The 22,354-nt window shown below is 66.5% G+C and carries 17 protein-coding genes, 2 tRNA genes and 3 pseudogenes; 18 read left to right on the top strand and 4 right to left on the bottom strand.

Annotated features, from left to right (window positions below):
• Nucleotides 1-791 (top strand): annotated as a pseudogene (locus tag T428_RS28635) (Fpg/Nei family DNA glycosylase).
• Nucleotides 792-942: 151 nt separating this feature from the next.
• Entirely contained in the window at nucleotides 943-1,119 is a 177-nt protein-coding gene (locus T428_RS36290; RefSeq protein WP_483819036.1) for an Mtp family mycobacterial-type pilin, read from the top strand.
• A gap of 123 nt (nucleotides 1,120-1,242) precedes the next feature.
• Here the strand turns inward: T428_RS36290 and T428_RS0115905 are convergent, their stop codons facing one another.
• Nucleotides 1,243-2,430: a serine hydrolase domain-containing protein gene (locus T428_RS0115905; protein ID WP_025737259.1), complete on the bottom strand. Its 1,188-nt coding sequence runs from the start codon at nucleotides 2,428-2,430 to the stop codon at nucleotides 1,243-1,245.
• Nucleotides 2,431-2,461: 31 nt separating this feature from the next.
• Nucleotides 2,462-2,532 (bottom strand) — tRNA-Gly (locus tag T428_RS0115900).
• Nucleotides 2,533-2,677: 145 nt separating this feature from the next.
• Here T428_RS0115900 and T428_RS0115895 point away from each other — a divergent pair.
• The 4 genes from T428_RS0115895 to clpP2 all read left to right on the top strand — a co-directional run bounded on the left by T428_RS0115895 (nucleotide 2,678) and on the right by clpP2 (nucleotide 5,516).
• Nucleotides 2,678-2,754, top strand: a tRNA-Pro gene (locus tag T428_RS0115895).
• A 38-nt stretch (nucleotides 2,755-2,792) separates the two neighbouring features.
• Entirely contained in the window at nucleotides 2,793-4,178 is a 1,386-nt protein-coding gene (gene tig, locus T428_RS0115890) for a trigger factor (RefSeq protein ID WP_025737258.1), read from the top strand.
• Nucleotides 4,179-4,293: 115 nt separating this feature from the next.
• Nucleotides 4,294-4,884, top strand: coding sequence for an ATP-dependent CLP protease proteolytic subunit ClpP1 (gene clpP1 / locus T428_RS0115885; protein ID WP_036468140.1), 591 nt, complete (start codon nucleotides 4,294-4,296; stop codon nucleotides 4,882-4,884).
• Nucleotides 4,881-5,516 (top strand): ATP-dependent CLP protease proteolytic subunit ClpP2, encoded by a 636-nt coding sequence (gene clpP2 / locus T428_RS0115880; protein WP_025737256.1) that lies wholly within the window; start codon nucleotides 4,881-4,883, stop codon nucleotides 5,514-5,516. Before clpP1 ends, clpP2 begins: the two co-directional genes overlap by 4 nt.
• Nucleotides 5,517-5,535: 19 nt before the next feature.
• On the opposite strand, the gene mmuM is transcribed toward clpP2, so the two are convergent.
• Nucleotides 5,536-6,456 (bottom strand): homocysteine S-methyltransferase, encoded by a 921-nt coding sequence (mmuM, locus tag T428_RS0115875; protein ID WP_245604945.1) that lies wholly within the window; start codon nucleotides 6,454-6,456, stop codon nucleotides 5,536-5,538.
• A 288-nt stretch (nucleotides 6,457-6,744) separates the two neighbouring features.
• Here mmuM and clpX point away from each other — a divergent pair, with 288 nt between their 5' ends.
• The 5 genes from clpX to T428_RS33660 all read left to right on the top strand — a co-directional run bounded on the left by clpX (nucleotide 6,745) and on the right by T428_RS33660 (nucleotide 13,602).
• Complete coding sequence (clpX, locus tag T428_RS0115870; RefSeq protein ID WP_025737254.1) at nucleotides 6,745-8,025, top strand: ATP-dependent Clp protease ATP-binding subunit ClpX; 1,281 nt, start codon at nucleotides 6,745-6,747, stop codon at nucleotides 8,023-8,025.
• A 344-nt stretch (nucleotides 8,026-8,369) separates the two neighbouring features.
• Nucleotides 8,370-10,313: a 2-oxoacid:acceptor oxidoreductase subunit alpha gene (locus tag T428_RS0115865; RefSeq protein ID WP_156942975.1), complete on the top strand. Its 1,944-nt coding sequence runs from the start codon at nucleotides 8,370-8,372 to the stop codon at nucleotides 10,311-10,313.
• Nucleotides 10,314-10,363: 50 nt separating this feature from the next.
• Nucleotides 10,364-11,467 carry a 2-oxoacid:ferredoxin oxidoreductase subunit beta gene (locus T428_RS0115860; RefSeq protein ID WP_025737252.1) on the top strand — a complete coding sequence of 368 codons (1,104 nt, stop codon included), beginning with the start codon at nucleotides 10,364-10,366 and terminating at the stop codon, nucleotides 11,465-11,467.
• 12 nt (nucleotides 11,468-11,479) lie between these two features.
• Nucleotides 11,480-12,073, top strand: coding sequence for a molybdenum cofactor guanylyltransferase (gene mobA / locus T428_RS0115855; RefSeq protein WP_025737251.1), 594 nt, complete (start codon nucleotides 11,480-11,482; stop codon nucleotides 12,071-12,073).
• A gap of 1,199 nt (nucleotides 12,074-13,272) precedes the next feature.
• Nucleotides 13,273-13,602 carry a transglycosylase family protein gene (locus tag T428_RS33660; RefSeq protein WP_425412043.1) on the top strand — a complete coding sequence of 110 codons (330 nt, stop codon included), beginning with the start codon at nucleotides 13,273-13,275 and terminating at the stop codon, nucleotides 13,600-13,602.
• 51 nt (nucleotides 13,603-13,653) lie between these two features.
• Here T428_RS33660 and T428_RS28625 read toward each other — a convergent pair.
• A pseudogene (locus T428_RS28625) lies at nucleotides 13,654-14,807 on the bottom strand (FAD-dependent oxidoreductase).
• A 42-nt stretch (nucleotides 14,808-14,849) separates the two neighbouring features.
• On the opposite strand from T428_RS28625, the gene T428_RS0115840 reads away from it, so the two are divergent.
• From T428_RS0115840 to ndk, 7 genes and pseudogenes are all read left to right on the top strand, one after another.
• Complete coding sequence (locus T428_RS0115840; RefSeq protein WP_025737250.1) at nucleotides 14,850-16,106, top strand: saccharopine dehydrogenase family protein; 1,257 nt, start codon at nucleotides 14,850-14,852, stop codon at nucleotides 16,104-16,106.
• A gap of 77 nt (nucleotides 16,107-16,183) precedes the next feature.
• The gene (locus T428_RS0115835; RefSeq protein WP_025737249.1) at nucleotides 16,184-16,432 is read left to right on the top strand and encodes a hypothetical protein; all 249 of its coding nucleotides are present in this window, start codon (nucleotides 16,184-16,186) and stop codon (nucleotides 16,430-16,432) included.
• A 146-nt stretch (nucleotides 16,433-16,578) separates the two neighbouring features.
• Entirely contained in the window at nucleotides 16,579-17,211 is a 633-nt protein-coding gene (locus tag T428_RS0115830) for a LysM peptidoglycan-binding domain-containing protein (protein ID WP_025737248.1), read from the top strand.
• Between the two features lie 85 nt (nucleotides 17,212-17,296).
• Nucleotides 17,297-19,945, top strand: coding sequence for a valine--tRNA ligase (locus tag T428_RS0115825; protein ID WP_025737247.1), 2,649 nt, complete (start codon nucleotides 17,297-17,299; stop codon nucleotides 19,943-19,945).
• Nucleotides 19,946-21,405 (top strand): annotated as a pseudogene (gene folC / locus T428_RS0115820) (bifunctional tetrahydrofolate synthase/dihydrofolate synthase).
• Nucleotides 21,402-21,785, top strand: a complete 384-nt coding sequence (locus T428_RS0115815) for a DUF4233 domain-containing protein (protein ID WP_025737245.1) — start codon at nucleotides 21,402-21,404, stop codon at nucleotides 21,783-21,785. Before folC ends, T428_RS0115815 begins: the two are co-directional and overlap by 4 nt.
• Before the next feature lie 29 nt (nucleotides 21,786-21,814).
• Complete coding sequence (ndk, locus tag T428_RS0115810; protein ID WP_025737244.1) at nucleotides 21,815-22,225, top strand: nucleoside-diphosphate kinase; 411 nt, start codon at nucleotides 21,815-21,817, stop codon at nucleotides 22,223-22,225.
• The last annotated feature ends 129 nt before the right edge of the window (nucleotides 22,226-22,354 follow it).

The raw sequence follows: 22,354 nt of genomic DNA, 5'->3' as shown, positions 1-22,354 counted from the left end.
GTGCCCGAAGGCCATACCCTGCACCGCTTGGCGCGGCTGCATAAGCGGCGCTTCGGGGGTGCGCCCGTCGCGGTGTCCAGCCCGCAGGGCCGCTTCACTGCGGCCGCGGTCGACGGCCGCGTGCTGCGCGCGTCGAACGCCTGGGGCAAGCATCTGTTCCACCACTACGCGGCCCGGTCGTGCATGTGCATCTCGGTCTCTACAGAACGTTCACCGAATGGGAACGCGCCGAGGAGCTTCCGCAACCGGTCGGCCAGGTGCGGATGCGGATGGTGGGCGCCGAGTACGGGACCGACCTGCGCGGGCCCACGGTATGCGAGGTGATCGACGAGGCCCAGGTCGGCGACGTCATCGCGAAACTCGGTCCCGACCCGTTGCGCAGCGACGCCGACCCGGCGTGGGCGTGGAATCGAATCACTAAGTCCCGCAGGCCTATTAGTGTATTACTGATGGATCAAGGCGTGATCGCCGGGGTGGGCAACGTGTACTGCAGCGAGTTGCTGTTCCGCCACCGCATCGACCCGTTCCGGCCCGGTCGGGCGGTCAGCGAGGCCGAATTCGACGCCGCCTGGACCGATCTGGCCGCGCTGATGAAGGTCGGCTTGCGGGGCGGCAAGATCGTCGTGGTGCGTCCCGAACACGACCACGGTCCGCCGTCGTATGCCCCCGACCGGCCCCGCACCTACGTGTACCGGCGCGCCGGCGAGGCCTGCCGGGTGTGCGGCGGGCCGATCCGCACGGCAGTGCTCGAGGGCCGCAACGTGTTCTGGTGCCCGAACTGCCAGAAGTGACGCCCTTCGAATTGGCAGGAAACTGACAGGAAGAAACGCTGGCGTCTATAGTTTTCGAACGCGATTTCGTAGGTAGAAGTTGCGCTTGTGAAACCGATACCGCGTTTAGCTGCAACGATTTTCGCCGGAGCCGCGTTGGCTGTGGCGGGGGGTGGGTGGGGCCGTCGAAGCTGCCGCGCAGTCCGGCCCCTTCCCGCAATGGTGCCCGGGGGAGTTCTGGGACCCGGGCTGGGGAAACAACTGGGACTGGAACAACTGCCATGACTGGCGTGGAGGCCCGCCGGGCCCGCCCGGAAACCCGTGGGACCGCGGGCCCGGCGGGCCTTAGGGGCCGGGAGGTCCGGGGGGTCCGGGCGGTCCGCCGCCGCCTCCCGGATGGCACCCCTGACCCAAGTCCACATCCACAAGCGCGCCCTGCCGACACCGTTCGGCAGGGCGCGGTTATCTGGGGTCAGACGTCGACGCCCAGCACCGCGTAGACCTCGTTGGACAGCGCCAGGCTGCGCGGGTCCGCGTTGGCCTTGGTGGCGTCGAAGCGATTCGCCACATACGCGTAGCCGATGCCGTGCTCCAGGTCGACGAACCCGAACGAGCCGCCCAGCCCGCCGTGGCCGAAGATGCGCGGGTTGGGGCCGTTGACGCAACGCTGGTTGAGCATGTAGCCCAGGCCCCAGCCGTGGTCGGCGACCCGCGGGCCGAGCACCAGGTCGGTCTCCGTACCGCCCTGGCACTCCCGGATCAGATCCATGTGCTCGCGGCTGAGCAGCTTGCCCTGGGCGAGCGCGTTGTAGAACGTGGCCAATCCCAGGGCCGACACCTGGCCGTTGGTGCCCGGGAATTCGAGCCGGCGCCACAAATCGAGGTCGTAGGAGCTGACCTCGTCGTCGGGCGCCCAGCCCATCGCGATCGCCAGCCCCGCCTTGGGATGCTCGTCCAGGCTGGTCGGATGGCTGGGCACATGCGCGATCAGGTCACGCATGTGCGGCTTGTTCACCCGCTCGGCGCAGCGCAGCTGCTCGGCGTCGGAGACCCCGATGTGGACGTCGGCGCCCAGTGGCCCGGCGATCTCGGTGCGCAGGTACTGGCCGATCGTTTGGCCGGTGACCCGGCGGAACACCTCGCCGCAGATGAAGCCGAAGGTCGTCATGTGATAGCCCTGCGCGGTGCCCGGCTGCCACCACGGCTCGGCGGCGGCGATTTGCTCGCAGGCGTAGTCCCAGTCGGTGACCTGCTGCCAGCTCATCGGCGCGCGCGGCCCGATGACGCCGGATCGGTGGCCCATCACCATCGTCAGCGTGATGTCTTCCTTGCCGGCCTGGCCGAACTCCGGCCAATGGCGGGCGATCGGCGCGTGCAGGTCCAGCTCACCGCGGTCGACCAGCTGATGGACGCAAGTGGCCGACAGGCCCTTGGTGCCGGACAACACCGTGGTCAAGGTGTCTTGCTGCCAGGGCCGAGTGCCGGCCTCGTCGGCCCAACCGCCCCAGAGATTGACGACAAGCTCCCCGTCGACCCAGACCGCGACGGCCGCGCCGTGCTCGAGACGCTCGGCGAAATTGCGTTTGAAGGCGCCGCGTACCCCGGCGAAGTCGGACGCGCAAGAGCCGTGAATGTCCACGTCCAATGCCAGGTCGCTCATGGCGCCTTTCTGTGGAGCACTACTTACCCCGAGCGGGCGACGGGAATCGAACCCGCGTAGCTAGTTTGGAAGACTAGGGCTCTACCATTGAGCTACGCCCGCATGTATTTAGTCGAGCGTGACTGTATCTGGCGACGAACATCAAATCTAATCGACTCTAATCGACGCGGCCTTGTGACCGCTTTGTTAGGTCTGCGAGGTCGTTGGTAGGCCGACGTCGCCGAGCCGTAGGATCGCGAGGTCAGCGCGGGGTGTAGCGCAGCTTGGTAGCGCATCCGCTTTGGGAGCGGAAGGCCGCAGGTTCAAATCCTGTCACCCCGACCATTCGCGCCGCACCACCGAGAAGAACGAGGAGCACACCCGTGAAGAGCAGTGTCGAGCAGTTGAGCCCCACCCGGGTGCGCATCAACGTGGAGGTGCCGTTCACCGAACTCGAGCCCGACTTCCAGCGCGCCTACCAGGAGCTGGCCAGGCAGGTCCGGCTGCCCGGGTTCCGGCCCGGCAAGGTGCCGACGAAGTTGCTGGAGGCCCGCTTCGGGCGCGAGGAGATGCTCGACCAGGTCGTCAGCGAGGCGTTGCCCACCCGGTATGGGCAAGCGGTCACCGAGACCGAGGTGCACCCGATCGGCCGCCCCGAAATAGAGGTGACCAAAAAGGAGTACGGCGAGGACCTCGCCTTCACCGCCGACGTCGACGTGCGCCCCAAGATCACGCTTCCGGACCTGTCCGCGCTGAAGGTGTCGGTGGACCCGATCGAGGTCAGCGACGACGACGTCGACGCCGAGCTGCAGTCGCTGCAGGCCCGGTTCGGCACCCTGACCGGGGTGGACCGTCCGGTGGCCGTCGGCGACTTCGTGTCGATCGACCTGTCGGCGACCATCGACGGCGAGGAGATCCCGGGCGCGGCCGCACAGGGCCTGTCGCACGAGGTGGGCTCCGGCCGGCTGATCGAAGGCCTCGACGACGCGATCATCGGTCTGTCCGTCGACGAGTCCAAGGAATTCACCGCCAAGCTCGCGACGGGGGAGCACGCCGGCCAGGACGCGCGGGTGACCGTCACCGTCAAGACCATCAAGCAGCGCGAACTGCCCGAGCCCGATGATGAATTCGCGCAATTGGCAAGCGAATTCGACACCATCGAGGAACTGCGCGCCAATCTGCACGACCAGGTGGCCAACCTCAAGCGCGCCGAGCAGGCCGGCAAGATCCAGGAAGCCACGATGGACGCCCTGCTGGCGCAGGTCGAGGTGCCGCTGCCCGAAGGCATCGTCGCCGAGCAGTTCGACAGCGCCATGCACGGCGCCATCGACAGCGTCAACCACGACGAGGCGAGGTTCGCCGAGGTGCTGGCCGAGCAGGGCAAGACACGCGAGGAGTTCGAAGCCGAGACGCGCAGCGCGGTGGAGAAGGACGTCCAGCGGCAGCTGTTGTTCGACGCGCTGGCCGACGAGCTGCAAGTCCAGGTCGGCCAGGACGACCTGACCGAGCGGCTGGTGGCGACCTCGCGGCAGTACGGCATCGAGCCGCGACAGCTGTTCTCCTACCTTCAGGAAAACAACCAGCTGCCGGCCATGTTCGCCGATGTGCGGCGCGGCCTGGCGATAGCCGCGGTGGTCTCCCGTGCGACCGTCACCGACACCGACGGCAACACGATCGACACGAGCCAGTTCTTCCCCGACCGGACGAAGAGCGACGCCGACGCCGACGAGGACGCTGACGACGGGGCCGACGAGCCCGGCGAGGAATGACGCAACCTTGACGCTGTGAGCGAACGCGGGGTGCGTGGCGCGAAACGGCGCGCTCGGTTGGTTAGTGTCGTCAGTACGGATCTGAAAGAAAGCAGGTAACCCGGTCGTGACTGATATGCGTTCGAATTCGGTGGGTCTGAATCTCACGGACTCGGTCTATGAGCGCTTGCTCTCCGAGCGCATCATCTTCCTGGGTTCGGAGGTGAACGACGAGGTCGCCAACCGGTTGTGCGCGCAGATTCTGCTGCTCGCCGCCGAGGACAGTGACAAGGACATCAACCTCTACATCAACTCCCCGGGCGGATCGATCAGCGCGGGCATGGCCATCTACGACACGATGGTGCTGGCGCCCTGCGACATCGCCACCTACGCGATGGGCATGGCCGCCTCGATGGGCGAGTTCTTGTTGGCGGCGGGCACCAAGGGCAAGCGCTTCGCGCTGCCGCACGCCCGCATCCTGATGCACCAGCCGCTGGGCGGGGTGACGGGTAGCGCGGCCGACATCGCCATCCAGGCCGAGCAATTCGCCGTCATCAAGAAGGAGATGTTCCGGCTCAACGCCGAATTCACCGGCCAGCCGATCGAGCGGATCGAAGCCGATTCCGACCGCGACCGCTGGTTCACCGCGCAGGAAGCCCTCGAATACGGCTTCGTCGACCACATCATCACCCGCGCCGCCCACATCAGTAATGGAGAAGCCCAGTGAACCCCGAAACCCAACCCCAGGCGCGTTACATCCTCCCCTCGTTCATCGAGCACTCCAGCTTCGGTGTCAAGGAGTCGAACCCGTACAACAAGCTGTTCGAGGAGCGCATCATCTTCCTCGGCGTGCAGGTCGACGACGCGTCGGCGAACGACATCATGGCCCAGCTGCTGGTGCTCGAGTCGCTCGACCCCGACCGCGACATCACCATGTACATCAACTCGCCCGGCGGCGGGTTCACCTCGCTGATGGCGATCTACGACACCATGCAATACGTGCGGGCCGACATCCAGACGGTCTGCCTCGGTCAGGCCGCCTCGGCCGCCGCGGTGCTGCTGGCCGCCGGCACGCCGGGTAAGCGGATGGCGCTGCCCAACGCGCGGGTGCTGATCCACCAGCCGTCGCTGTCCGGGGTGATCCAGGGTCAGTTCTCCGACCTGGAGATCCAGGCCGCCGAGATCGAGCGGATGCGCACGCTGATGGAGACCACGCTGGCCCGGCACACCAACAAGGACGCCGCGGTCATCCGCAAGGACACCGACCGGGACAAGATCCTGACCGCCGAAGAGGCCAAGGACTACGGGATCATCGACACCGTTCTCGAGTACCGAAAGCTGTCCGCGCAAACCGCCTGAGTTTTCGCCGAACGTGCTCTCATGGAGGGTTTTCGGCCGATTTCCCACCACCAGAGCACGTTCGGCGCGTCACTGCCGCGATGTTCTCGATTTCGGCGGGCCCGACGCGGCAACATCCGCCGACGATGCGCGCGCCGGCCGCGATCCACTGCCGGGCACGGTCGGCGGAGAACCGCGACCGGCCCATCCATTGCCGCTGGCGACTATCCCAACGCTCGCCGCTGTTCGGGTGGACGATCACCGGCTTGCCGATCGCCGACGCGATCTCGATGGCTCCCGGCACGTCGTCGGGGGAGCAGCAATTGACGCCGACCGCGACGATCTCGTCTACCCCGGCGGCGACCGCGAACGCCTCGCCCAGCGGTTGACCGGCGCGCGTAGACGTCCCGTCGATCGTGTAGCTGAGCCAGGCGGGCACCCCGACCGCGTGCACCAGCCCGACTAGGGCCTCGGCTTCGTCGGCGTCGGGCACGGTTTCGCACGCCAGCACGTCGGCCCCCGCGGCGGCCAGGATCTCCAGTCGCGGCCGATGCCATCGCGTCAGCGCTGACACCGAGAGACCGTAACGCCCGCGGTATTCGGACCCGTCGGCCAGCGCCGCGCCATACGGCCCGACCGAGGCCGCGACGAGCAGGCCGGCGGCGCCGTTGCCGTCGCGCGCCAGCCGGGCGAGTTCGACGCTGCGGCGCAACAATTCGGCGGATCGGTCGCGGTCAATCCCATGGGCCGCAAAGCCTTCGAACGATGCCTGGTAACTGGCGGTCGTCGCGATGCGGGCGCCGGCCCGAAAGTAGGCCTCGTGCACCGCGACGATTTCCTCCGGAGCATCCGACAGCAGCCGCGCCGACCACAGCGGGTCCGATAGGTCGTGACCGCGCGCTTCCAGCTCGGTGGCCAGGCCGCCATCGCTGATCAGCACGGATTCGTCCGCGTCGAAAATTCCCGCAGCCAATCCCACCCCGCCACTGTATGGTGGTGGCCTGGCAACCAGCTCGTTTGGTGTTAGCAGCCTCGGTGGGGTAACGACCGCGACACGCCAAAGACACGGAAAGCGCGTCCGCGCCAGTGACAGGGGTTGTCGCGCTATATGTTTTCGGACAGGCATGAATACCACCGACGCGATTCGGCGCTAATGGTCGCGTCGGGCCCGATCCAGCGGGTAGCGTCGGGGGAACACATGCGGCACGTTAAAAGGCGTACGGCAACAGGAAGTAGGCACTGAGGCACCATGGCGCGCATCGGAGACGGCGGTGATCTGCTGAAGTGCTCGTTCTGCGGAAAGAGTCAGAAGCAGGTCAAGAAGCTCATCGCGGGCCCGGGGGTCTACATCTGTGATGAGTGCATAGATCTTTGTAACGAGATCATCGAAGAGGAGCTTGCCGACGCCGACGACGTCAAGCTTGACGAGCTCCCCAAGCCTGCCGAGATCCGCGAATTCCTGGAGGGATACGTCATCGGCCAGGACACCGCCAAGCGCACGTTGGCCGTCGCGGTCTACAACCACTACAAGCGGATTCAGGCCGGCGAAAAGGGTCGTGACTCCCGGTGCGAGCCGGTCGAGCTGACCAAGTCCAACATCTTGATGCTCGGCCCCACCGGCTGCGGCAAGACCTACCTGGCCCAGACGTTGGCCAAGATGCTCAACGTGCCGTTCGCCATCGCCGACGCCACCGCCCTGACCGAGGCCGGTTACGTCGGTGAGGACGTCGAGAACATTCTGCTCAAGCTGATCCAGGCCGCCGACTACGACGTCAAGCGCGCCGAGACCGGCATCATCTACATCGACGAGGTCGACAAGATCGCCCGCAAGAGCGAGAACCCGTCGATCACTCGCGACGTCTCCGGCGAGGGCGTGCAGCAGGCCCTGCTGAAAATTTTGGAGGGCACCCAGGCGTCGGTCCCGCCGCAGGGTGGCCGCAAACACCCGCATCAGGAGTTCATCCAGATCGACACCACCAACGTGCTGTTCATCGTCGCGGGTGCGTTCGCCGGTCTGGAGAAGATCATCTACGAGCGCGTCGGCAAGCGCGGCCTGGGCTTCGGCGCCGAGGTGCGCTCCAAGGCCGAGATCGACATCACCGACCACTTCGCCGAAGTGATGCCCGAGGACCTGATCAAGTTCGGCCTGATCCCCGAGTTCATCGGCCGGCTTCCCGTCGTTGCCTCGGTCACCAACCTCGATATGGAGTCGCTGGTCAAGATCCTGTCGGAGCCGAAAAACGCGCTGGTCAAGCAGTACACCCGACTGTTCGAGATGGACGGCGTGGAGCTGGAGTTCACCGACGACGCGCTCGAGGCGATCGCCGACCAAGCCATTCACCGCGGCACCGGTGCCCGTGGCCTGCGCGCCATCATGGAAGAGGTGCTGCTGCCGGTGATGTACGACATCCCGAGCCGCGACGACGTCGCCAAGGTGGTCGTGACCAAGGAAACGGTGCAGGACAACGTCTTGCCGACCATCGTCCCACGCAAGCCGTCGCGCACCGAGCGTCGCGACAAGAGCGCTTAGCCAGGGCGGCTTTTCACGGTCGGGCAGCCCCGCCGAATTTCTTGCGCGCCCCGGACGGGGTCCAAATGACAACGCTGCGGACAACGTTTGATTACGATCCGGCGACGACGTGACCACGACCACAGTTTTGTGTCGTACTCGTCGGTAGCCCGTGCTGACTACGTGTTTTGCTTAAGATATCGGTAAGTAGGCGCAGTTGGAGACGTCCGTCCGACCCGAAAACCGGTGCAATAATTGGTACTACCAGTCTCATACAATCGTGTGGGCGCGGGACTCCCATTGACGGCGCGTAACCTGAAACTTTGGATGAGTGCCTGTCCGGTTAATAAATGGAAGGCGAGGACGTGGATTTGAACGGCAGTGGAGCCGGGTCAGATTCTCATGGCGGGTCTTCGGACCGTCAACGCCTGCAACAGGTGGTCATCCGATTCGCCGGCGACTCCGGTGACGGTATGCAGCTGACGGGTGACCGGTTCACGTCGGAGGCCGCGCTGTTCGGCAACGACCTGGCGACCCAGCCGAACTACCCCGCCGAGATCCGTGCCCCCGCAGGCACATTGCCCGGCGTCTCGTCGTTCCAGATCCAGATCGCCGACTACGACATCCTCACCGCCGGTGACCGGCCCGACGTGCTCGTCGCGATGAACCCGGCCGCGTTGAAGGCCAACATCGGGGACCTGCCGCGCGGCGGCATGGTGATCGCGAACTCCGACGAATTCACCAAGCGCAACCTGACCAAGGTCGGCTACGTGGCAAACCCGCTGGAGACCGACGAGTTGTCCGACTACGTGGTGCATTCGGTCGCGATGACCACGCTGACGCTCGGCGCCGTCGAGGCGATCGGTGCGTCGAAGAAGGACGGGCAGCGCGCCAAGAACATGTTCGCGCTCGGCCTGCTGTCGTGGATGTACGGACGACCGATCCAAACCAGCGAGAACTTCATCTGGGAGAAGTTCGCCCGCAAGCCCGACGTCGCCGAGGCCAACATGCTCGCGCTGAAGGCGGGCTGGAACTACGGCGAAACCACCGAGGCGTTCGGCACCACCTACGAGGTGTCGCGGGCGAGTTTGCCGGCCGGCGAATACCGCCAGATCTCAGGCAACACCGCGCTGGCCTACGGCATCGTGGCGGCTGGTCAGCTCTCCGGCATTCAGGTCGTGCTCGGCAGCTACCCGATCACGCCGGCCTCCGACATCCTGCACGAGCTGTCCAAGCACAAGAACTTCAACATCATCACCTTCCAGGCCGAGGACGAGATCGGCGGCATCTGTGCCGCAATCGGCGCCTCCTACGGCGGCGCGCTGGGCGTCACCACGACGTCGGGCCCGGGCATCTCGCTGAAGTCCGAAGCGATCGGCCTGGCCGTGATGACGGAACTGCCGCTGCTCGTTATCGACGTGCAACGTGGTGGCCCCTCGACCGGCCTGCCGACCAAGACCGAGCAGGCCGACCTGCTGCAGGTGCTGTTCGGTCGCAACGGGGAGTCGCCGGTGGCGGTGGTGGCGCCGCGGTCGCCATCGGACTGCTTCGAGACCACGCTGGAGGCGGTGCGCATCGCGGTGTCCTACCACACGCCGGTGATCCTGTTGTCCGACGGCGCGATCGCCAACGGCTCGGAACCGTGGCAGATTCCCGACGTGTCGACGCTGCAGCCGATCACGCACACCTTCGCGAGGTCGGGCGAGCCGTTCCAGCCCTACGCCCGCGACCCGGAGACGCTGGCTCGCCAGTTCGCCGTTCCGGGCACGCCCGGGCTGGAACACCGCATCGGTGGCCTGGAGGCCGCAAACGGTTCGGGCGCAATCTCTTACGAGCCGGTCAACCACGACCTGATGGTCCGGCTGCGCCAGGCCAAGATCGACGGCATCTCGGTGCCCGACCTGGAGGTCGACGACCCGACCGGGGACGCCGAGCTGCTGCTGATCGGCTGGGGCAGCTCGTACGGCCCGATCGGTGAGGCCTGCCGACGTGCACGCCGCAAGGGCATCAAGGTTGCCCACGCGCACCTGCGCTACCTCAACCCGTTCCCCGCCAACCTCGGCGACGTGCTGCGGCGGTACCCGATGGTGGTGTGCCCGGAGATGAACTTGGGCCAGCTGGCGATGCTGTTGCGCGCCAAGTACCTGGTCGACGTGCAATCGGTCACGAAGGTGCACGGCCTTGCCTTCCTCGCCGACGAGGTGGGACGGGTCATCCGCGCCGCACTGGCCGGGACGCTGGCCGAGATCGAGCAAGACAAAACAATGGTCGCCAGAATGGCGGCAGCAACGGTTGGAGCTAACGCATGACGGGCGACGGCGACGACGCAGAGCGAAAGCGATGAGGAGGAGCGGCGCTCGTGAGTAACGCGATCGGCAGCGACCTGGCGGGAACGGACCTCGGCCTGACGCCGAGGTTGACGAAGAACGACGGTGTGCCCCGCCTGTCCGCTGAAGACCAGCCACAGAAGGGCAAGGACTTCACCAGTGACCAAGAGGTCCGCTGGTGCCCGGGCTGCGGTGACTACGTCATCCTCAACACGATCCGGAACTTTCTGCCCGACCTGGGTCTGCGCCGCGAGAACATCGTGTTCATCAGCGGCATCGGCTGCTCCAGCCGCTTCCCGTACTACCTGGAGACCTACGGGTTCCACTCGATCCACGGGCGCGCGCCGGCGATCGCGACCGGTCTGGCGCTGTCCCGGGAGGACCTGTCGGTCTGGGTGGTCACCGGCGACGGCGACGCCTTGTCGATCGGCGGCAACCACTTGATCCATGCGCTGCGCCGCAACGTCAACATCACGATCCTGCTGTTCAACAACCGCATCTACGGGCTGACCAAAGGCCAGTACTCGCCGACGTCAGAGGTCGGCAAGATCACCAAGTCGACCCCGATGGGTTCGCTCGATCACCCGTTCAACCCGGTGTCGCTGGCGCTGGGCGCCGAGGCGACCTTCGTCGGCCGCGCGCTCGACTCCGACCGGGCCGGGCTGACCGAGGTGTTGCGCGGTGCCGCCGAGCACCGCGGCGCCGCGGTCGTCGAGATTCTGCAGGACTGCCCGATCTTCAACGACGGCTCGTTCGACGCGCTGCGCAAAGAGGGCGCCGAAGACCGCGTGATCAACGTGCGCCACGGCGAGCCAATTGTGTTCGGCGCCAACGGCGAATACTGCGTGGTGAAGTCCGGCTTCAGCCTCGAAGTCGCCAAGACCGCGGACGTGGCGGTCGAAGAGATCGTCAAGCACAACGCGCACACCGACGACCCGGCCTATGCGTTCGCGCTGTCGCGACTGTCGGACCAAAACCTCGACCACACCGTGCTGGGCATCTTCCGCGACGTCTCCCGGCCCACCTACGACGACGCGGCCCGCGCCCAGGTCGCCACGGCCCGCGCCGCAACCCCGTACGACGCGGCCGCGCTGCAGTTACTCCTGCGCGGTCGCGACACCTGGACCGCCGACTAAGGGGCTGCGCTGGTGTCCGATGCAGTGTCATTGGCCGCGGTAGTACTCGCCGGAGGCGAATCGCGGCGGATGGGCCGGGACAAGGCGACCCTGCCCGGTCCCGGCGGAGCCGGCACGATGGTCGAATATATAGTAGGCGTCGTGGCTGATCGCTGCGACCCGGTCTTCGTCATCGCTGCCCCGGGCCAACCGCTGCCGAAGCTCGAGGCGCGGGTGATCCGGGACGAGATACAGGGTCTGGGGCCGCTCCCGGCGACCGGGCGGGGCCTGCGCGCGGCCGCCGAAGCGGGCGCGCAGTTCGCGTTCGTCTGTGCGGTCGACATGCCGCTGCTGACAGCGGAATTGATCGACGAGCTGATGGTGCTGGCGACCAAGACCGACGCCGAAGTGATCGTGCCGTGGGACGGCCGCAGCCACTTTCTGGCCGCGGTGTACCGCACCAGTCTGGCCGACCGCATCGATGCGCTGGTGGCCGCCGGCGAGCGCAGGATGAGCACCCTGATCGATGCGTCGGACGCCCAGCAGATCGTGCTGCCGGATTCGCGTGCGTTGACCAACGTCAACACCGACGCCGAGTTCCGCGCGCTGGTGCTCCCCGGGGCCTGATCGGCGTCGGCGAGTTTCGCCTATTCGCGATTAGTTGTTTCCCATAATCCCGATTTATCGAGATCCACACTCCGCTTAATTGCGTGGCCAGTTAACCGATTGTTAATCGCAATTCGTTATTGGTAGGACGCAGATATCTCGTCCATTTGCGAGCGCATTGCTGTTGCATCTTGATACGACCCCATCGGCTTAGCTGGAGTCCGTTGGGGCACAAGATCTTTCGGGGTGCGGTATGCCTCCCGGGCGCCCGGGTGACAGCCGGCACCGCGATGCGGCCTCGGAAAGTGGCACCGGGAATTCGCTCAGCAAATTGTGTTGCGCAAAATGTCGGCGACGCGGAGTCCGCGGTCTGGCCCGTGGCGGTCGGCCGCGCCACGCGGGCCGCTCCGCGTGGCTCTCGATGGGGATGTCTTGGGCTAAAGCCCTTGGCGCACTGCGTAACTCGGCCGAAACCATTGGCTAGACGCGGTTACACGATGTTGACATTCGCCGCTGCGACACCCGCGCACGGTGGCGACGAATGACGTTGCCAGTGACCAGGTTTGGGGCGGCGTGCTGGGCATTTGAAGTTCGACTGGGCTTGAGCTGAACCGATCAAGATCATGAACACGCCCCTCGATCGTCCTCGCTCGCGACTGTCGGGTGGAACCTTGCCCAGCAACCTGGCGAATGCGTGGTCCAGCTCACAAAATGTACGTGATTCGAGTCACGATCGGGACTTGATCTTGACCTGGGCGTTTGAAAAGAAAACGCATAGCTGACCTGCAAAAATAATTCCCTGCCCTGGCCGTGATCTGCTCGTTATTGTTCCGAGATATCGGCGTGTCGGATATGACGAATGCCAAGTCCTCCCATACGGTGCCTTTTAGCCCGAGCAGGGTTATAGAAAATTTAATCCACGGACCCGTGTGTGAGCGGGGCTGCGGGCGGTCTTGGCCGCCCGGTGGCCAGCGGCTTTCGTCTGCTGGGCAGTTCATGCCCTCGCTGTCGTGCCGAAACGAGACGGCACGTTCCAGAGCACCTATCTCCACTGCAAGAACCCCAAAACCCAACCTGTGGGTTTGCTTTGGCGCGCGCGCTCGCGAAAGGAACACTTTGAATAACGTCCGCAAAACGTTGAATAACGTCCGCAAAACGCTCATCCTCGCTGCTATCACAGGCTTCGCTGGTGACGCTTTCGTCCGCCACCGCCAGCGCGGATGTGCCCCCGCCGCCGGCTCCCGACGCTCCGGCTCTTGACGCGCCCGCTGCGCCGGTGGGGTTCGACGTCCCGCCGCCCCCGGCGCCGGTCAAGGCCGTACAGGGTGAACTGGGATGCCATCGCACAGTGCGATTCGGGTGGCAACTGGGGGATCAGCACCGGCAACAGTTACTCCGGCGGCCTGCAGTTCACCCCGAGCACTTGGCGCGCCAATGGCGGGTCGGGTTCCCCGGCCGGCGCGAGCCGCGAGGAGCAGATCCGGGTGGCCGAAAACGTGCTGCACTCGCAGGGGATCGGCGCGTGGCCGGTCTGCGGTCGTCGCGGCTGATCGACAGTCGTACCACACGAGTGCCGGGCCTACGGGCCCGGCACTCGTCGTTTACGGGTCAGCGGGGAGGACGAACGCCGACCGCGCCGCCACCGCGGCCAGATGCCGGACGAAGAGTGCCTCGGGCACCAGCGCGGTCGCGCGGCTTGCGATGGCGCTGAGCAACGCCGGGCGCAGATTGATGACCCGGCCGAGGAGGGCCGATTCGCGCACCAACGACCTGATCCGCGGCCGGCGGAACGTAGCGAACCGCGCGAACGCCGTCGGCAAGTCGGAGGTCCGTTCGACGAAAGCCGCCAGGATCGCGGCGTCCTCAAGCCCCTGGCAGCCGCCCTGGCCCAGATGCGGCCGCATCGGGTGGGCCGCGTCGCCGACCAGCACCACCGCTCCTCGTGCCCAGTGGCGTGCGGGTTCGCGGTCGTAGAGGTCGTTGCGCAGCACGTCGTCGGGATTCGTCGCAGCCAGCACACTTGGAATCGGTTCTGGCCAGCCGGCCAGCATCGTCCGCAAGTGAGACAACTCGCCGTCGCGCGAGAACCGACCCTCGGGCGCACGTTCGGTGGCGTACCAATACGTGCAGTCGGCGCCGATCGGGACGTGCCCGGTTTCGATCCCGGGTCCCAGCGTGCCACCGGCGAGGTCGGCGTCTATGGCGCAGTTGGCTATCCCGCGCCAGGCGGTATAGTCGGCGTAACGACGGGTCAGCGGGCCGTTGAGGTAACGCGCCACCATCGAGCCGATGCCGTCGGCGCCGACCACCGCGTTCGCGTGCCGGGTGGTTCCGTTGGACAACCTGATCTGCATCCCATCGACGGTGGCGACGAGATCCTGAGCCGCCACACCGTACTCGACGGTGCCTGGGCCCGCCGCCGCGGTAAGGATGTCACGCAGCGCCGAGCGCTGTATTACCACCAGTGGCTCGCCGAGTGCGTCGATCAATTGCTCGGGTGCAGGGTGGCGCAACCATGAGCCGTCGCGGCACCGAGCGCGCCCGCAGCGATCCGGCCACCTGCGGTGCGGACCGCGTCAGCTAGGCCAAGGGTTTCCAGCGCCGCCAGCGCGTTGGGCCAGATGCTGATCGCGGCGCCGGTCGAGGTGTCGTCGCGCTCTTCAAGGACGCAGACGTCGTAGCCCTGCCGTCGCAGCGCGACCGCGGTCGCCAGGCCCGCGATGCCCGCTCCGATGACGACGATCCGCGGCGCCATGGGATGAACTTAACCCGATCTCGACCGGGTACCATCGCGACGATGACCGCAACGGGGCGTGACTTCGACATCGTGCTGTACGGGGCGACCGGCTTCGTCGGAAAGCTCACTGCCGAATACCTGGCACGAGGCGGAGTCGGTGCGCGGATCGCCCTGGCCGGCCGGTCACTGGACCGCTTGCGTGCCGTTCGCGACACCCTGGGCGAGGCCGCACAGTCTTGGTCCGTGCTGAGCGCCGACGCGACGTCGCCGTCGACCCTCGACGAGATGGCGGCCCGCACCCGGGTGGTCGTCACCACGGTCGGTCCGTACGCCCGGTATGGCATGCCGTTGGTGGCCGCGTGTGCGGCGGCCGGTACCGACTATGCGGACCTGACCGGCGAGGCGATGTTCATCCGCGAGGCCATCGACCTCTACCACAAGCAAGCCGCCCACACCGGTACCCGCATCGTGCACTGCTGCGGATTCGATTCCGTCCCTTCGGATTTGACGGTGTACGCGCTGCACCGGGCGGCACAAGGCGACGGGACCGGTGAACTCGGCGACACCAACTTCGTGATGCGCAAGTTGATGGGTGGGTTCTCCGGCGGGACGGTCGCGTCGATCATGGACGTGCTGGACGCCGCGTCTCGTGATGCCGAGACCCGCCGCCGACTCGCCGACCCGTACACGCTGAGCGACGATCGCGACGCCGAACCCGAACTGGGCCGACAGCCCGATCTGCCGTGGCGGCGCGGACGCTACCTCGCGCCGGAGTTGGCCGGCATCTGGACGGCCGGATTCTTGATGTCGTCGATCAACACCCGAATTGTACGGCGCAGCAACGCATTACTGAATTGGGCATACGGGCGGCGGTTCCGCTACGCCGAACACATGAGCCTGGGGTCGTCGCCGCTGGCGCCGGTGGCGTCGGCAATCATGGCCGGGTTCGGCAACGCGTCGTTCGGGCTGGGCAGTCGCTACTTCCGGTTGCTCCCGCGCCCGCTGCTGGACCGCATCGCAGCGAAACCGGGCAGCGGTCCGAGCGTTCAGGCGCGCGACCGCGGCTATTACCAGCTCGAGACCTACACCACCACAACCAGCGGTGCGCGCTATGTGGTGAGAATGGAGCAGCGCGGAGACCCCGGCTACCAGGCGACGGCGGTGTTGCTGGGGGAGTGCGCCCTGGCGCTGGCGTTGGATCGTGACAAGCTCACGGACCTGCGCGGCGTGCTCACCCCCGCGGTCGCGATGGGCGACGTTTTGCTGACTCGGCTGCCGGCGGCCGGCGTGTCGCTACGTACCGAGCGGTTGGATTAATCCTGCTGCGCCAACGCCTTTCGGTCCGAGTCGGATCGGACTAGTGTCGTAGTCGACTTGCCCGAAATGTCCGTGGAGTGGGCAACAGCGAACTGGTCAAGCAGCTGTTGCTGATCGTGCTTCTGATTGTGCTGGCCTACATCGGAAAACAGCTTTCCGGCGGCTCGTCATCGCGGGGGCGGTCCGGCGGCCTCGCCGAGGTCTTGGGCAACATTCTCGGTGGCGGCGGGGACAAGTCGCTGGGCAACATCTTTTCAAGCTTGCTGAGCGGCAAGGGCGGCGCACTCGGCGACATCCTAGGCGGCCTGCTCGGCGGCAAGAAGTAGCCAAGCGCCACAGCGGCTGTGACGGTTTCGATTGCCTCGAGGGAGGTATGCCAGCTCCGACCGACATTGAAGCGGGCGCCCGCTCATCGGGCACCGGCAACCGCGTCCGGCGCAGCGCGCGGGATCAGATGACGAGAGGAAATGCCATGTCAGACACGCTTATTGAAGGACAACAGCTGCAGCGGGGGCAATCGCTGGCCTCCAACAACGGCGCTTACACCTTGACGCTGCAAGACGACGGCAACCTCGTGCTAGCCGCGCGGGGCGAGGCGCTGTGGGCGACGGCGACCAACGGCCAGGATGTGCAGCGCGCAGAAGTGCAGCGCGACGGCAACTTCGTCTTGTACACGTCGGACAAGCCCGTTTGGCACACCGACACCAAGGGCAAAAAGGATATCCGACTCGTCCTGCAAGACGACTGCAACCTCGTGCTCTACGCCGCGGACGGACCGGCGTGGTCCAGCCACACCCAGACCCACGGTCCGCCACCTCCGGCGCCGGCCGCCGAGCCCGCGGATGTGATGACCGACACGGCCGAGCCGGTCGCCGAGCCCGCCGCGGAACCGATGTCCGGGCCCGTCGGGGGCGTCCCGGAACCCGCCGCGGACGCCGCCCCCGAGCCCACGCCGCGCACGTACACCGTCGTCTCCGGCGACACGATGTGGGCCATCGCCGAGCGGTTTTACGGTGACGGCAGCAAGTATCAGGTGCTCGCCGATGCCAGCGGCGTCGCCGATCCCGACCTGATCCACCCCGGCCAGGTGCTCACGATTCCCTGAGCGGCACGGCCGAACCGAGAGTGACCGAGCACACGCGTGTTCGGGCGCTTACACGCGGGCCCGTCGCGGTTCCTAGAATTAACCGGTGACCGCCAGCCCCCGCTCCGCCGCCGACCTGCCCAAGTCGTGGGATCCCGGTGCGCTGGAGACGGCGATCTACCAGAAGTGGGTGGACGCCGGTTACTTCAAGGCGGACCCGACCAGTTCCAAGCCCGGCTACTCCATTGTGCTGCCGCCACCGAACGTCACGGGCAGCCTGCACATGGGTCATGCGCTGGAACACACGATGATGGACGCCCTGACCCGCCGCAAGCGCATGCAGGGATACGAGGTGCTGTGGCAGCCGGGGATGGACCACGCCGGCATCGCCACGCAGAGCGTGGTGGAAAAGCAGCTCGCGGTCGACGGCAAGACCAAGGAGGACTTCGGCCGGGAACTGTTCGTCGACAAGGTGTGGGACTGGAAGCGGGAATCCGGCGGAGCCATCGGCGGTCAGATGCGTCGGCTCGGCGACGGGGTCGACTGGAGCCGCGAACGGTTCACGATGGACGAGGGCCTGTCTCGGGCCGTGCGGACGATCTTCAAGCGGCTCTACGACGCCGGGCTGATTTATCAGGCCGAACGGCTGGTCAACTGGTCGCCGGTGCTGGAAACGGCGATCTCGGATCTCGAGGTCAACTACGCCGACGTCGAGGGCGAACTGGTGTCGTTCCGCTATGGCTCGCTGGACGATTCGCAACCGCACATAGTGGTCGCCACCACCCGGGTCGAGACGATGCTGGGCGACACCGCGGTAGCGGTGCACCCCGACGACGAGCGCTACCGCCACCTGGTCGGGACCACGCTGCCGCACCCGTTCATCGACCGGCAGCTCATCATCGTCGCCGACGAACACGTCGACCCCGAATTCGGTACCGGCGCAGTCAAAGTCACGCCGGCTCATGACCCCAACGACTTCGAGATCGGGCTACGCCACGAGTTGCCGATGATCTCGATCCTCGACACCAAGGGCCGGATCGTCGGCACCGGAACGCGATTCGACGGAATGGACCGCTTCGAAGCCCGCGTTGCGGTGCGCGAGGCGCTGGCCGCCGAGGGCCGGGTGGTCGCCGAGAAACGGCCTTACCTGCACAGCGTCGGGCACTCGGAACGCAGCGGTGAACCGATCGAGCCCCGGCTGTCGCTGCAGTGGTGGGTTCGGGTGGAATCGCTGGCCAAGGCCGCCGGCGACGCGGTGCGCAACGGCGACACCGTGATTCACCCGGCCAGCCTGGAGCCCCGCTGGTTTTCTTGGGTCGACGACATGCACGACTGGTGCATCTCACGACAGCTGTGGTGGGGCCATCGCATCCCGATCTGGTACGGACCCGACGGCGAACAGGTGTGCGTCGGGCCGGACGAGACACCGCCGGAAGGCTGGGAGCAGGACCCCGACGTGCTGGACACCTGGTTCTCGTCGGCGCTGTGGCCGTTCTCCACCCTGGGCTGGCCCTCGCGGACTGCTGAGCTGGTAAAGTTCTATCCGACAAGCGTTTTGGTGACCGGGTATGACATCCTGTTCTTCTGGGTGGCGCGCATGATGATGTTCGGCACATTCGTCGACAGCGACGATGCGATCACCTTGGGCGGTTCCCGCGGCCCGCAAGTGCCGTTCACCGACGTCTTCCTGCACGGGCTGATCCGCGACGAATTCGGCCGCAAGATGAGCAAGTCCAAGGGCAACGTGATCGACCCGCTGGACTGGCTGGAGATGTTCGGGGCCGACGCGTTGCGGTTCACCCTGGCCCGCGGCGCCAGCCCCGGCGGTGACCTGTCGGTCGGCGAGGACGCCGTCCGGGCGTCACGCAACTTCGTCACCAAGCTGTTCAATGCGACCCGCTTCGCGTTGCTCAATGGCGCGCAGCTCGCCCCGGTACCGCCGATCGCCGAGCTGACCGATGCCGACCGGTGGATCCTGGGCCGGCTGGAAGAGGTTCGCGCCGAAGTTGATTCGGCCTTCGACAGCTATGAGTTCAGCCGGGCCTGCGAGGCGCTCTACCACTTCGCCTGGGACGAGTTCTGCGACTGGTATGTCGAAGTGGCCAAGGTGCAACTCGCCGACGGGCTCACCCATACCACCGCGGTGCTGGCGGCGGGGCTCGACACGCTGCTGCGGTTGTTGCACCCGGTCATCCCGTTCGTCACCGAGGAGCTGTGGCAGGCGTTGACGGGGGAGGAGTCCCTGGTCATCGCCGAGTGGCCGAAGCCGTCCGGTATCAGCATGGATCCTGTTGCGCTGCAACGAGTCAGCGATATGCAGCGGCTGGTGACCGAGGTGCGCAGGTTCCGCAGCGACCAGGGCCTGGCCGATCGGCAGAAGGTGCCGGCCCGGCTGGGCGGTGTCGAGGGTTGCGATCTGAGCGGCCAGGTCGCCGCGGTCTCGTCGCTGGCGTGGGTCACCGCGCCCGGCCCGGATTTCGGCGCATCGGTGTCCTTGGAGGTGCGGCTCAGCGGCGGCACCGTCGTCGTCGAGCTCGACACGTCGGGCGCCATCGACGTCGCCGCCGAGCGCCGTCGGTTGGAAAAGGATTTGGCCGCAGCGCAGAAGGAATTGGCTTCCACCACAGCCAAATTGGCCAACGGCGAGTTCCTGTCTAAGGCACCGGAACAGGTCGTCACCAAGATCCGCGATCGTCAGCGGCTGGCCCAAGAGGAAACCGAGCGCATCAACACCAGGCTGGCCGGGCTGAAATGACTGACGAGCCCGACTGGCTCGACGAACCTGGGCCCACCAGTTCTGCGCGCACGCCGGACGAGGCTCCGACGCCGGACGAGATCGCGTCCCTGTTGCAGGTCGAGCATCTGCTGGACCAGCGTTGGCCCGAGACGAAGATCGAACCGAGCGTGACCCGGATCAGCGCACTGATGGATCTGCTCGGCTCGCCGCAGCTGGGCTATCCGTCTATCCATGTCGCGGGCACCAACGGCAAGACCTCGGTGGCGCGCATCATCGATGCGCTGCTGACCGCGCTGCACCGGCGCACCGGCCGAACCACCAGCCCGCACCTGCAGTCGGCGATCGAACGCATTGCGATCGACGGAAGGCCAATCAGCCCAGCGCAATACGTGGCGGCCTATCGCGAGATCGAGCCGTTCGTGCAGATGATCGACGCGCAGTCGCAGGCCGCCGGCGGCCCGGCGATGAGCAAATTCGAGGTGCTGACCGCGATGGCGTTCGCGGCCTTCGCCGATGCACCCGTGGAGGTCGCCGTCGTCGAGGTCGGCATGGGCGGTCGCTGGGACGCCACCAACGTAATCAAAGCGCCCGTCGCGGTCATCACCCCGATCGGCATCGACCACGTCGACTACCTCGGCGAGGACATCGCGGGGATCGCCGGTGAGAAGGCGGGCATCATCACCAAGGCCCCGGACGGGGCGCCCGACACCGTCGCGATCATCGCGCGACAGGTGCCGGAAGCGATGGAAGTGCTTCTGGCGCAGTCGGTTACGGCCGATGCCGCCGTGGCGCGGGAGGATTCGGAGTTCGCGGTGCTGGGCCGTCAGGTCGCGATCGGCGGGCAGGTGCTGCAGCTGCAGGGCCTCGGCGGGGTGTACTCCGACGTGTTCCTGCCGCTGCACGGCGAGCATCAGGCGTACAACGCGGTGGTGGCTCTCGCCGCGGTCGAAGCCTTCTTCGGCGCCGGGGCGCAGCGCCAGCTCGACGTCGACGCGGTGCGGGCCGGATTCGCCGCCGTGACCAACCCCGGGCGGCTGGAGCGCATGCGCAGCGCCCCCACCGTGTTCATCGACGCCGCGCACAATCCGGCCGGAGCGGCCGCGCTGGCGCAGACGCTGGACAGCGAATTCGACTTCCGCTACCTGGTCGGGGTCCTGTCGGTGATGGCCGACAAGGACGTCGACGGCATCCTCGCCGCGCTGGAGCCGGTCTTCGATTCGGTCGTCATCACCCACAACGGGTCACCGCGGGCGCTGGATGTCGAGTCGCTGTCGCTGGCCGCACAGCAGCGGTTCGGACCCGACCGGGTGCTGATCGCCGACAACCTGCGCGACGCGATCGACGTCGCCACCGCACTGGTCGACGACGCAGCCGCCGACGGTGCGGCCGAAGAGTTTTCCGGCACCGGCATGGTGATTACCGGGTCCGTGTACACCGCCGGGGCCGCGCGTACGTTGTTTGGTCGTGACCCGCAATGACCGATAGCGACCAGAATCCGCTACCGGCCGACCCCTGGAAGAGCTTCCGGGGAGTGATGGCCGCGACGCTGATCCTGGAAGCGATCGTGGTGCTGTTGGCGATACCCGTCGTGGGTGCGGTCGGACCCGGCCTGAACGGGGCATCGCTGAGCTACCCGATCGGGCTCGCCGTATTGCTGATCCTGCTGTGCGGGGTGCAGGGCAGACCCTGGGCGATCTGGGTGAATCTCGGTGTCCAACTGGTCGTCCTCGGCGGGTTCGCGGTGTACTCGGGGGTGGGATTCATCGGCGTGCTGTTTGCCGGACTCTGGCTGCTGATCGCCTATTTCCGCGCCGAGGTCCGCCGGCGTCAGGACGGCGGCCAAACACCCCCGAGCTGAGTCCCGATTCGTTCTGTACGCTAACCGCCGTGACGGAACGGACCCTGGTACTGATCAAACCCGACGGGGTGCAGCGCCGATTGATCGGCGAGGTGATCAGCCGCATCGAGCGCAAGGGCCTCGCCATCGTGGCGCTCGAGCTGCGCAGCGTCAGCAAAGAGCTGGCCACACAGCACTACGCCGAGCACGAGGGCAAACCGTTCTTCGAATCGCTGCTCGACTTCATCACCTCGGGCCCGGTAGTGGCCGCGACCGTGGAGGGCCCGCGCGCGATCGCGGCGTTTCGCCAGCTCGCGGGCGGGACCGACCCGGTGGAGAAGGCCGTACCGGGGACGATCCGCGGCGATTTCGGGTTGGAAACGCAGCTGAATCTGGTGCACGGATCCGATTCGGTCGATTCGGCCAAGCGCGAAATCGCGCTATGGTTTCCCGGCGCCTAGGCCCCTAGCAACCCGACCGGCCGATCAGGCTCGTTTGGGCCCGTGGCGTGATGTGGGATACTGACAGCGGGTGAACGTCGCCGGACCGGCGTCAGACACCCGAATGAAGACTTAGACAAGCGCGACCAT

The organism is Mycobacterium genavense ATCC 51234 (assembly GCF_000526915.1).
In the GTDB taxonomy this organism is placed as follows: Bacteria; Actinomycetota; Actinomycetes; order Mycobacteriales; family Mycobacteriaceae; genus Mycobacterium; species Mycobacterium genavense.
The sequence above is the reverse complement of the archived record's forward strand: the minus strand, read 5'-3'. Positions and strand labels throughout refer to the sequence as shown.

Coding starts and splice junctions, on each gene's coding strand:
- T428_RS0115840 (WP_025737250.1), top strand. CDS start 14,850: ATGACCGCAACGGGGCGTGACTTCGACATCGTGCTGTACGGGGCGACC.
- T428_RS33660 (WP_425412043.1), top strand. CDS start 13,273: ATGTGCCCCCGCCGCCGGCTCCCGACGCTCCGGCTCTTGACGCGCCCG.
- clpP1 (WP_036468140.1), top strand. CDS start 4,294: ATGCGTTCGAATTCGGTGGGTCTGAATCTCACGGACTCGGTCTATGAG.
- clpX (WP_025737254.1), top strand. CDS start 6,745: ATGGCGCGCATCGGAGACGGCGGTGATCTGCTGAAGTGCTCGTTCTGC.
- T428_RS0115905 (WP_025737259.1), bottom strand. CDS start 2,430: ATGAGCGACCTGGCATTGGACGTGGACATTCACGGCTCTTGCGCGTCC.
- T428_RS0115815 (WP_025737245.1), top strand. CDS start 21,402: ATGACCGATAGCGACCAGAATCCGCTACCGGCCGACCCCTGGAAGAGC.
- T428_RS0115830 (WP_025737248.1), top strand. CDS start 16,579: ATGTCAGACACGCTTATTGAAGGACAACAGCTGCAGCGGGGGCAATCG.